Genomic DNA, 3,262 nt, shown 5'->3' with positions numbered 1-3,262 from the left:
TCATTCCTTGCGCAAAAATCACAGCAAAAGGAATTGGTGTGCTGTCTCAAGAGCTTAAAAGACAAACCATGCATTAAGAGGAGGTTATTATGATAAAAAAGAAATACGAATTGACTGATGAGACAATTAAAGTTGATAGAATAACGCTTTACCGGATCCGTGCATTAAAAGACTTTGGGGATGTTAAAAAAGGTGATCTTGGTGGCTGGGTAGAGAGTGAGAGAAATCTTAGCCATGATGACAATTGCTGGGTTGGTGGTGAGGCATGGGTTTATGAAAATGCCAAAGTTTATGAAAATGCTAAGGTTTATGATGATGCCGAAGTTTATAATAACGCAAAAGTTGGTGGTAATGCCATAGTAGCTGGCAAAACAGCATTTTATGGAAGTGATGCTATCTTAAGGTAGGGGCAAATAAACCATGGAAAAAAAATATGAACTTACTGATGAAACAACTGAGGTTGATGGCAAAACTCTCCACCGCATTCGTGCCTTACGAGACTTTGGTGGTATTAAAGCAGACGACCTAGGCGGTTTTATAGAGCATGAAGGCAACTTATCCCATGAGGGCAATTGTTGGATTTGGTATAAGGCTTGTGTTTTTGGAGATGCACGTGTTTATGGCAATGCACTTGTTTTCGATGAAGCAAAAGTTTCCGATAATGCACATGTTTACGAGAGCGCACACGTTTTCGATGAAGCGCGCGTTTACGGTCGTGCAGAAATTTATGGAGAAGCAAAAGTTTACGGTGATGCAGAAGTTTACGGTAGGGCAGAAGTTTACGATTGTGCACGCGTTTTCGATGAAGCACGTATTTACGATAAGGCAGAGGTTTACGGTTGTGCACGCGTTTACGATTATGCAAAAGTTTTAGAAAATGCACATGTTTATGGTTATGCATACGTTTCCGATAAGGCAGAAGTTTATGGCAATGCAAAAATTAAAGACGGACATGTAGGCGATAGTGCAAGGATTTATGGTGATGCTAAAATTTATGATCATGCACACGTTTACGGTAATGCATGCGTTTCCCATAATGCAGAGGTTTACGGTTATGCCAAGGTTTTTGGTGATGCCTTGGTTTTTGGCAATGCACATGTTCATGGGCGTGCAAAAGTTTACGATGATGCACGCGTTTACGATGAAGCACGTGTTTACGATAAGGCAGAAATTTACGGAGAAGCAAAAGTTTACGGTGATGCAAAAGTTTACCGTAGCGCACACGTTGATGACTATAACGCCATATCAACTGGAGAAAAGACCAGATGAAAAAATACGAACTGACTGATGAAACAATTGAAATTGGGCGCAAAACTCTCCACCGCATTCGCGCATTGAGAGATTTGGGGGACGTCAAGCAAGGTGATCTTGGCGGCTTTATAGCAAAAGAAGACAACCTATCGCATCATGGTAATTGCTGGATTGGTGGTTATGCCAAGGTTTATGATGATGCTAAGGTTTACGAAAATGCACATGTTTACGGTTATGCCGAGGTTTACGACAATTCTCGTATTTATGGCAAAGCAGAAGTTTTCGATGAACCATGCATTTACGGTCATGCAGAAGTTTACGGTGATGCATATATTTGCGGTGAACCGCACGTTTTTGATAATGCAGAAGTTTATGGCAATGCACAAGTTTACGAAGAGCCATACATTTACGATAGGGCGCGTGTTTACGGCAATGCGCAAGTTTACGGTGATGCGCATGTTTACGGTCATGCAAAAATTTACGGTGAAGCATGTGTATGTTGGGACGACTGGATTGATGACGATAGAAGAATCTCAACTGGAGAAAAGACCCGATGAGAAAATACGAACTTACTGATGAAACAATTGAGTTTGATGGATACATTACGCTTTACCGCATCCGTGCATTGAAAGACTTTGGAGATGTAAAGGCAGGTGATCTTGGCGGCTTTATAGAGCATGAAGACAATTTAAGTCATGAAAACGATTGTTGGATTTATAATGATGCCAAGGCGTATTTGTTTGCCAATATTTACGATAGCGCTAAGGTTTTTGATAACGCACAAGTTGCTTATAGTGCAGAGATTTTTGGAAATGCAAAAATTTATAATAACGTCAAAATATATAGAGGTCATATTTTTGGAAGCGTAGAAATTTATGGAAATGTGGTTATCGATAATGATTCAAGAATTTATGGCGATACAAAAATTTATGATAATTCAGAAGCTTGTAAACGAACTATGACCGCCCAGAACGGCAACTCTTCAGCAAAAGACGACGTTCCTTTCTAACCACACAAACAAACTTTTAACACCAGCGTGATTCACGCCACGGGAGAATTGCGCGCAATGGAGAAAATCAAGATGAGTGAACTAAGTACCACACAAACGGAATTAGTGGAAAAAATGAACGATTGTGAAATCAAACCTACAGCTATGGAGCTTATTTTAGAAAGAGCTTTAGAAAATGATGTCGATATGGATCGTCTCAAGCGTCTTCTTGAATTGCGAGAACAAGAGATAAAACGACAAGAGCGCCAAAACTTTGTCCGTGATCTTTCTGCTATGCAAATGGAATACAAAAATATCGAACAAAACGCCATTAATACACATACTAAAAGCCTCTATACAACGCTTGATAAATATATTGATGCAATCAAAGAACCTCTTGCAAAACATCACTTTGCCTTGTTCTCTCGTATCAAAGACCAGAGTTCAAATGACATAACTGTAGAAATGACTTTAAAGCATATATCAGGCAATGAAATATCAACAGAAGGAACCTTTCCTTTTGATGCTACAGGGAGCAAAAATAACATACAAGCGGTTGGTTCTACTCTCACCTACGCACGTAGATATCTCTTAGGCATGCTTCTTAATGTCGCAAGAAAAGAAGACGATACAGATGGCAACACGCTTCTTTCAGGTATCTCTCCTAAACAAATGAATGAAATCAAAGAATTAATTAAAAAAACGCAATCTGAAGAAAGTAAGCTTATCTCTTTCGTAGGAGCAAAAAATCTAACAGATATGTCTTATAAACAAGCTCAAATCGCTTTGTTTTCTTTGAAAAAAAAGCAACGTTCACAAATGAAAAAAGCACAACAAGAGCAATTAGATGCACCTATACAAGATATTGAATATGCACCAACTCAACAACAAACGGCGGTGTGAAATGGAGCAAAGAACAGCAGAATGGTTTCAAGCAAGGCTAGGAAAAGTCACTGCTTCAAACGTTTACAACGTACTCAGTAAGACAGCAAAAGGTTTGCCTACAAGCAAATATGAAGACTA

Annotated in this window: 5 protein-coding genes and 2 pseudogenes; all 7 read left to right on the top strand. The window is 39.2% G+C overall.

Annotated elements, in window-relative coordinates; all coding sequences use genetic code 11:
* A pseudogene (locus tag ACFIKJ_RS08875) lies at positions 1-77 on the top strand (phage antirepressor Ant); the annotation flags it as partial.
* 12 nt (positions 78-89) lie between these two features.
* Entirely contained in the window at positions 90-407 is a 318-nt protein-coding gene (locus ACFIKJ_RS08870; protein WP_156850804.1) for a hypothetical protein, read from the top strand.
* Positions 408-420: 13 nt separating this feature from the next.
* Positions 421-1,269, top strand: a complete 849-nt coding sequence (locus tag ACFIKJ_RS08865; RefSeq protein ID WP_375652096.1) for a hypothetical protein — start codon at positions 421-423, stop codon at positions 1,267-1,269.
* Positions 1,266-1,808 (top strand): hypothetical protein, encoded by a 543-nt coding sequence (locus tag ACFIKJ_RS08860; RefSeq protein ID WP_375670511.1) that lies wholly within the window; start codon positions 1,266-1,268, stop codon positions 1,806-1,808. Before ACFIKJ_RS08865 ends, ACFIKJ_RS08860 begins: the two co-directional genes overlap by 4 nt.
* Complete coding sequence (locus ACFIKJ_RS08855) at positions 1,805-2,260, top strand: hypothetical protein (RefSeq protein WP_375670510.1); 456 nt, start codon at positions 1,805-1,807, stop codon at positions 2,258-2,260. The genes ACFIKJ_RS08860 and ACFIKJ_RS08855 overlap by 4 nt, the downstream gene beginning before the upstream one ends.
* Positions 2,261-2,332: 72 nt before the next feature.
* Entirely contained in the window at positions 2,333-3,142 is an 810-nt protein-coding gene (locus ACFIKJ_RS08850; protein ID WP_375652098.1) for an ERF family protein, read from the top strand.
* Position 3,143: 1 nt separating this feature from the next.
* A pseudogene (locus ACFIKJ_RS08845) lies at positions 3,144-3,262 on the top strand (exonuclease); the annotation flags it as partial.

This window comes from Bartonella sp. PS7NMGDW, from assembly GCF_042193585.1.
In the GTDB taxonomy this organism is placed as follows: domain Bacteria; phylum Pseudomonadota; class Alphaproteobacteria; order Rhizobiales; family Rhizobiaceae; genus Bartonella; species Bartonella grahamii.
This window is presented reverse-complemented; position numbering and strand designations above follow the sequence as displayed.

Excerpts from the sequence above, each read along its gene's own strand:
- ACFIKJ_RS08870 (WP_156850804.1), top strand. The coding sequence starts at position 90 with ATGATAAAAAAGAAATACGAATTGACTGATGAGACAATTAAAGTTGAT.
- ACFIKJ_RS08865 (WP_375652096.1), top strand. The coding sequence starts at position 421 with ATGGAAAAAAAATATGAACTTACTGATGAAACAACTGAGGTTGATGGC.
- ACFIKJ_RS08860 (WP_375670511.1), top strand. The coding sequence starts at position 1,266 with ATGAAAAAATACGAACTGACTGATGAAACAATTGAAATTGGGCGCAAA.
- ACFIKJ_RS08855 (WP_375670510.1), top strand. The coding sequence starts at position 1,805 with ATGAGAAAATACGAACTTACTGATGAAACAATTGAGTTTGATGGATAC.
- ACFIKJ_RS08850 (WP_375652098.1), top strand. The coding sequence starts at position 2,333 with ATGAGTGAACTAAGTACCACACAAACGGAATTAGTGGAAAAAATGAAC.